This is a genomic window from Nonomuraea terrae, from assembly GCF_004348995.1.
GTDB classification, from domain to species: domain Bacteria; phylum Actinomycetota; class Actinomycetes; order Streptosporangiales; family Streptosporangiaceae; genus Nonomuraea; species Nonomuraea terrae.
Genome location: NZ_SMKQ01000346.1, coordinates 1 through 5,259 on the forward strand (window position 1 = coordinate 1; position 5,259 = coordinate 5,259).

Annotated in this window: 5 protein-coding genes; 1 reads left to right on the forward strand and 4 read right to left on the reverse strand. The window is 73.3% G+C overall.

Annotated elements, in window-relative coordinates:
• A partial coding sequence (locus E1286_RS51815) for a carbohydrate-binding protein (protein WP_342776338.1) occupies positions 1-167 on the forward strand: 167 nt, incomplete at its 5' end.
• Between the two features lie 42 nt (positions 168-209).
• Here the strand turns inward: E1286_RS51815 and E1286_RS51625 are convergent.
• From E1286_RS51625 to E1286_RS45790, 4 genes are all read right to left on the reverse strand, one after another.
• Positions 210-1,385: a substrate-binding domain-containing protein gene (locus tag E1286_RS51625; protein ID WP_281282864.1), complete on the reverse strand. Its 1,176-nt coding sequence runs from the start codon at positions 1,383-1,385 to the stop codon at positions 210-212.
• The gene (locus E1286_RS51630; RefSeq protein ID WP_281282865.1) at positions 1,370-1,918 is read right to left on the reverse strand and encodes a substrate-binding domain-containing protein; all 549 of its coding nucleotides are present in this window, start codon (positions 1,916-1,918) and stop codon (positions 1,370-1,372) included. The genes E1286_RS51625 and E1286_RS51630 overlap by 16 nt, the downstream gene beginning before the upstream one ends.
• A 54-nt stretch (positions 1,919-1,972) precedes the next feature.
• A complete protein-coding gene (locus E1286_RS45785; RefSeq protein WP_132623468.1) occupies positions 1,973-4,525 on the reverse strand; it encodes a bifunctional FO biosynthesis protein CofGH in 2,553 nt (850 codons plus the stop codon).
• Positions 4,526-4,576: 51 nt separating this feature from the next.
• Positions 4,577-5,259: DNA-3-methyladenine glycosylase family protein (locus tag E1286_RS45790; protein WP_132623470.1), on the reverse strand; the 683-nt coding region annotated here is incomplete at its 5' end.

A 5,259-nucleotide genomic window follows, 5' to 3' on the forward strand; every position in this document is an offset into this window, starting at 1 on the left:
CAGCGCCCACCCCGACCACCCCGTCGGGCACGTGGCGGACCGGCACGGCGTACGCGGCGGGCAGCACGGTCACCTACAACGGCGTGACCTACCGCTGCCTCCAGGCGCACACCGCCCTCGCCGGGTGGGAGCCGCCGAACGTCCCGGCGCTCTGGCAACGCGCGTGACCTGACGACCTGAAGGGGGCGTCCCCGGCGTGGGGCGCCCCTTCACGCGTCGCAGGTCGGATGGCACAGGCGGCGGGCCAGGGCGGCGAGGAAGACGTCGATGATCTCCTCCGGCTTTCTGGCCTCATGCAGCGAGCCGTTCGTGGCCGCGGTGATCTGCGACAGGGCCGCGCGGTCGACGTCCTCGCCGAACGCGATGACGATGATCTGGACCGGCCGCTCAGGGTCCCATTCGCGCCGCAGCGCGTCGAGGAGCCGCGTCAGGCTCGCGCCGCGGCCGTCGTCGCGGCCCGCCGTGATCACCAGGAGCGTGTTGTTCATCTCCGGGCGGTAGTCGCCGGAGACCGCGCGGAAGCCGCTGAGCACGGCGTCGTGGAGCGAGCTGTCCCGCTCGGCGTGGGCGCGCAGCGTGCCGAGCGCCTGCTCGACGAGGGCCCGGCGCTCCGGCTCGGCGACCGGGCCGAGGGCGACGTGCTGCCGGTAGTCCCTGATCCCGCCCGCCTTGTCGGCGAACTCCCACAGGCCCATGCGGGTGGAGTCGGGGAACAGCCGCAGGCCGATCCTGGCCGCGTCCAGCGCGACGCCCAGCGGCTTCACCATGTGCCTGGAGGTGTCGACCAGCGCGAGGATGTTGGTCGGCGGGGCCAGGCGGCTCCACACCCGCAGCGCCTGGTCGATGTCCTGCGGCGTCACGGACGTCCTGGTCCTCGGCGGCTGGGCGGGGATCTGCGGGCCAGGCGAGAGCGGCCCCAGCCGGCCGTCGCCCGACCGGAACCCCGCCCGCCGGACGATCTCCTGGGCCTGCGGCCCGGTCAGCCAGTCGGCGAAGGCCGCCGACGCCTCGGCGACGCGGGGATCGGCGGCGGTGACGACGTACGGGTAGTCGAGGGTGATCGTGCCCTCGCGGGGGTGCAGGGCCACCACCGGGTCGTCCGAGGGCCGCAGGGCGTGCTGCCACACCGACTGCTCGGGCACGATGACGACCGGCCGCCGCCAGAACGTGTGGTCGTCCACCGCGGCCAGCATGCTGCGGTAGTCGGGCGCCGACCCGGCCTGCGCCCACCGGACGAACGCGGTCAGCGCCTGGTCGGCGTCCGGCCCGGCGCCGACGACGTCGCGGGCGGCGGCCACGGTGGCGATGCCCGCCCCGGCCAGCGACGGGTCCGGCACGCGGACGACGTCGGGCTCGTCCTCGGTGGGCGTCAGCCGCCCGCGCACGGTCGGGGGAAGACCATCCGCCAGTTCATCTCGGTGCCGCCCACGGAGAAGCGCCGGGCCAGCGACGAGCGGGTGGCGAAGACCAGCGGCGAGGTGGCCACCACGCTCTCCCGCGCCGGCAGCGCGCTCGCGCCCCGCTGGCGGGCCAGCCGGATCCACGCCGACGAGTCGGCGATCCACCCGTCGGGCCGCTCGCTCAGCACGCCCGCCCGCTCGCCGATCAGCGTGCGTAACACCGTGGCGGGCGGCTGCTCGGTCACCTGGACGAGCACGCACCGGCCGCCCACGGCGGTGTCCGTCGCGTTGAACCGGTCAGCCGCCTCCATGACCGCGGGGGCCACGTCGACGGCGGCGGCCACGTCCACCAGAACGGGCTCTCGCGTGCCGCAGAGCATCCCGCCGCCGCCGACGACCACGAAGGCGCCGGCCGCGACGATCGCCACGGACGCGAGGCCCGCCAGCATGCCGCGCCCCAGCGCCTTCCTGCGTCGCCGCTCAGGGGACGGCGCGGCACGGTGCTGCCCCAACCGCAAGAGCGAACCTCCCCATGCCTCTCATACCGGACGCGAGTCCGGCGAGAACCCAGGTTACGGCCGAGCCAGCGGCAGCACGCGCCTGACGCTCCGGCAGACGCCGTCGCTGGCCGCGGAGGCGCGCAGCCGCTCCTCGCCCGGGACGCCGTACTCGGTGGTGCGCTGGCGGACCGGCCTGCCGGTCACCTCGACCATCGCGCGCAGCTCGCTGATGGTCTTGTACGAGCCGTTCTCCGATCCGGCCATCCGGCTGATGGTCTCCTCCATCAGCGTGCCGCCGAGGTCGTTCACGCCGCCCTGGAGCACCTGGTGGCACAGGTCGTCCTGGAGCTTGACCCACGAGCACTGGATGTTCTTGATCGCGCCGTGCAGCAGGATCCTGGACAGGGCGTGCACGGCGCGGTTCTCCTGCGCCGTCGGGCCCGGCCTGGCCACGCCGGCCAGGTAGATCGGCGCGCTGGTGTGCACGAACGGCAGCAGCACGAACTCCGAGAAACCGCCGGTCTGCTCCTGCAGCCGCCTGATGAGCTTGATGTGCCTGACCCAGTGCAGGTGGTTGTCCACGTGGCCGTACATCATCGTGGACGTCGTCGGGATGCCGACCTCGTGGGCCGTGGTGATGACCTCGATCCACTCCTTGGCCGGCAGCTTGCCCTTGGTCAGCACCCACCGCACGTCGTCGTCCAGGATCTCGGCCGCGGTGCCGGGCAGCGAGTCGACGCCGGCCTCCTTGGCCGCCTCCAGCCAGTCGCGGATCGACAGGTTCGTCCTGGAAGCGCCGTTGATGACCTCCATCGGGGAGAACGCGTGCACGTGCATGCCCGGAGTCCGCTCCTTGACGGCCCTGGCGATGTCGAAGTACGCCGTCCCGGGCAGGTCGGGGTGGATGCCGCCCTGCATGCACACCTCGGTGGCGCCCGCCGCCCACGCCTCCTCGGCCCGGTCGGCGACCTGGTCGAGGCTCAGCGTGTACGCGTCGGCGTCCGTCCTGCGCTGGGCGAAGGCGCAGAAGCGGCAGCCGGTGTAGCAGACGTTGGTGAAGTTGATGTTCCGGTTGACGACGTACGTCACGTCGTCGCCCACGGCCTCCTTGCGCAGCGCGTCGGCGATGGCGGCCAGCTCGTCCAGCGCCTCGCCCTCGGCCCCGAGCAGGGCGACGGCCTCGGCGTCCGTCAGGCCGGCCGGGTCGGCCTCGGCCCGCCTGAGCGCCTGGCGCACGTCGCTCGGGGTGGCGGCGGCCACCGTGCCGAGGCGTTCGCGCAGCGCGTCCCAGTCGCCGTAGACGTGGTCGAAGTCGTCGCGGCGGTCGTTCGTACGGCCTGTGGTGTCGACCTCGACGTGCAGGTCCACGCGGCCGGACGCGCTGAAGCCGCCGTCGGGCTCCTGCCAGGGACGGCCCTCCAGGACGGCGTCCTCGCGGGCCAGGCCGGTGCGCGGGTCGGCCAGGGCGGTGACGTGGGCGAACAGGCGGGGGTCGAGCCAGGGCTCACCGGCCAGCACATATTCCGGATATATCGTCAAACGCTCCCGAAGCTGGAACCCCGCCTCGCCCGTCCGCGCCGCGAGGTCGTCGATCTGCGGCCAGGGCCGCTCGGGGTTGACGTGGTCGGGGGTCAGCGGCGACACCCCGCCCCAATCGTCGATGCCGGCCCGGATCATCAGCGCGTACTCGGAGTCGACCAGGTTGGGCGGAGCCTGGATGCGCGTGCGGGGGCCGAGCACCAGGCGGGCGACCGCGATGGTGGCGGCCAGCTCCTGCAGGTCGGCGTCCGGCAGGCCGCGCATGGCCGTGTCGGGCTTGGCGCGGAAGTTCTGGACGATGACCTCCTGGATGCCGCCGTACTCGCGGGCCACCCGCCGGATGGCGAAGATCGACTCGGCGCGGTCCTGCACGGTCTCGCCGATGCCGATGAGGATGCCCGTGGTGAACGGCACGTTCGTGCGCCCGGCGTCCTCCAGCACGCGCAGCCGCACGGCCGGATCCTTGTCCGGCGAGCCGTAGTGGGGCTGCCCCTTCTCCTCGAACAACCGCCGCGACGTCGTCTCCAGCATCATCCCCATGGACGGCGCCACCGGCTTGAGCCGCTGGAAGTCACGCCAGCCCAGCACCCCCGGATTGAGGTGCGGCAGCAGCCCGGTCTCCTCCAGTACCCTGATCGCCATGGCCCGCACGTATGACAGCGTGTCGTCGTAACCGTGGGCGTCGAGCCACTCCCTGGCCTGGTGCCAGCGGTCCTCCGGCCGGTCGCCCAGCGTGAACAACGCCTCCTTGCACCCCATCGCCGCCCCCTGCCGGGCGATCTCCAGCACCTCGTCCGGGCTCAGGAACGGCGCCTGCAGCTTGTGCGGCGCGGTCGCGAACGTGCAGTAACCACAACGGTCCCGGCAGAGCCGGGTCAACGGGATGAACACCTTCCTGCTGTAGGTGATGATCCCTTCACGCCCGGCGGCGTTCAGACCGGCGTCGCGCACGCGGGAGGCGTGGTCGAGAAGCGTGTCGAGGTGCTCACCGCGCGCCCCCAGCAGCACGGTGGCCTCAGTGACGTCGAGGGTCTTGCCGTCCCTGGCACGGGCGAGCGCGCGGCGGAGCGCGGAGTCAGAACTCATAAACGCACACTACAAAGGGCTGAGTTCGCCGCTCGCACCCAGTCCCGCACCTCAGAAGGACCGGTAGTCACGGGCGGCCATGCGAGGACCGCGCGCGGGCGGCCGGCGGCCGCTCAGCCAGACCAGGACCGTCGCCCGGTGCCGATGCCCCGCGTACGGCTCCAGCAGCCGCAGCATGCCCTCGTCGTCGGTCTTCTCCCCCGTCAGCGCGTAACCGACGAGCTTGGCCAGGTGGAAGTCGCCCACGCTCACGGCGTCGGGGTCGCCGAAGGCACGCTGGCGCACCTCGGCCGAGGTCCACACGCCGACCCCGGGCAGCGCGCGCAGCAGCCGGTCGAGCTCCTCGGTGGTCGCGGCGGCCTCCAGCTTGGCGGCGTGCCAGGCGGCGGTGGCGATCGTCCGCGCGCGTACGGCCTCGGCCCCGGCGCGGTGCCAGTGCCAGGTCGGGATCTGCCGCCACACGGCGGGCTCGGGCACGACCCGCATGCCCGCGGGCGCGGGGCCGGGGGCGGGCTCGCCGTAGCGGGCGAGCAGCCAGCGCCAGGCCCGCCACGCCTCCCGGCCGACGACCTTCTGCTCCAGCACGGCGGGGACGAGCGCCTCCATGACCCGGCCGGTACGTCCGATCCGCAGACCGGGATGGCGCCGCGCGACCTCGGCGAGCAGGTCGTGCCTGAGACTGAACCCCGACAGGTCGTCGTCGGCGCCCAGCAGCGCCGGCAGCGTCTCCAGGG

Bases quoted from the DNA above. Each gene is read 5' to 3' on its own strand.
- E1286_RS45785 (WP_132623468.1), bottom strand. From the start codon at position 4,525: ATGAGTTCTGACTCCGCGCTCCGCCGCGCGCTCGCCCGTGCCAGGGAC.